Origin of the sequence: Streptomyces niveiscabiei (assembly GCF_001419795.1) — a bacterium.
Classification (GTDB): Bacteria; Actinomycetota; Actinomycetes; order Streptomycetales; family Streptomycetaceae; genus Streptomyces; species Streptomyces niveiscabiei.
Genome location: NZ_LIRL01000930.1, coordinates 1 through 1612, shown reverse-complemented (window position 1 = coordinate 1612; position 1612 = coordinate 1). Strand labels below are relative to the sequence as shown.

General features: G+C 77.2%; 1 protein-coding gene. It reads left to right on the top strand.

Annotation, left to right across the window (positions count from 1 at the left end; translation table 11 throughout):
- Positions 1-1562 (top strand): acyl-CoA dehydrogenase family protein (locus tag AOK24_RS37180; protein ID WP_055724361.1); only part of this gene is annotated, 1562 nt, incomplete at its 5' end.
- Positions 1563-1612: the final 50 nt, after the last annotated feature.

Here is a 1612-nt window from a genome sequence, read left to right as displayed (position 1 = left end):
CCGCCACCCGTCTCCTCGCCTTCCTCGACACCGACGCCGACCTCGAAGCCGTCGACCGGGACGGCGAGCTGCCCGAGGGGTTCCTGAAGGCGCTGCACGACGTGGGCGCGTTCACGCTGGGCGCCGACGAGGAGCTCGGCGGCCTCGGGCTCGGCCCGTACGACGTGTTCCGCGTCGTCGAGGCGGCGGCCACCCGCTCGGCGGCCGTCGGCTTCCTCCTGGGCGTGCACAACGGCATCGGTGTCGGCGCCTCCCTCCTGCCGGTCCTCCCCGAGGGGCCCCTGCGCGACCTGATCCGCCGGCACATCGCCGACGGCATGATCTCCGGCTGGGCCGACACCGACCCGGAGGGCCAGGGCAACCAGTGGCCGACGGTCACCGCGACCCCCGCGTTCGACGGCGACGGCTACGTCCTGGACGGCGAGAAGCTGTTCATCAGCAACGGCCCCGTCGCGACCCTCCTCGGCGTGACCGTGACGGTCCGGGGCGACGCGCACGCCCCGCGCGTGGGCCTCGCGGTCGTCGACACCACCGACCCGGGCTTTTGCGTCGAGGCCGAGCTGGAGCACCTCGGCGTACGGGGCCTGCCGAACGGCCGGCTGACCCTGACCGGCGTCCGCGTCCCCGCCGAGCGTCTCGTGACCGTCCCGGAGGGCGACCCCCGCCGCACCCCGGTGTTCGCGTCGGCGGTGATGACCGCGCGCCTGCTCATCCAGGCGGCCCCCGCGCTGGCGATCGCCCGCAACTGCCTGCGCTGGTCGGTGGAGTTCACCGCGCGCCGCCGGATCGACGGGGTCGGCCTGGGGGAGTACGACCTGACCCGCCGCGCCCTCGCGGAGAACGCCGCCGACGTCCGGCTCATGGAGAGCGCGATCCGCTGGGCGCTCGCCGGACCCGCCCCGCAGGACCGCTGGTTCGAACGCCACACGGCCCGCAACCTCTGCACGGACGCCTGCGCGCGGGTGGTCGACCGCACCCTGTCCCTGCTCGGCGGCGAGGGCACGGAGACCGCCCGCTCCAAGCGGGCCAGGGGCGCCCTCCCGATCCCGCTGGAGCGCGCCTACCGCGACGCCCGCGTCCTGCGCACGGCGGGCGGCGTCGACTTCCTGGCCGACGTCCAGACGGCGAACGTGCTGCTGGCGCGCCGGACGCACGGCACGGCGGAACCGGCCCCCCACCCGGCCCCGGCGCCGGGCGGACTCTCCCCGCGCAACCGGCGCCACTTCGCCACCCTCGCCGACCGCCTCGCCCGCTTCCCGGCCGCCGTCGAAACCGTCGCCGAAGTGGTCGCCGTCTCCGGCGCCGCCGACGCTTCTGGCCCGCGCGCCCGCCAGTACCCCCTGCTGCTCCTGGGCCGCATCGCCCGCGAACTCTTCGGCACCGCCGCCGTCCTGGCCGCCGCCGCGCACGACGGGGAGCAGGCCCTCACGGACGTGCACTGCACCGCCGCCGAGGCCCGCCTGCGCGACCTGACCGCCCGCCTCGACGACCCGGAGGGCCCCGACCACGCGGGGATCGCCGCCGCCCTGCTGGCCGGCGCCGGACCGACGCCCGCGCCCTGACGCCCGGCCGCGCCCCGCACCCGCCATCCCACCCCCGCAGGAGCCCGCCA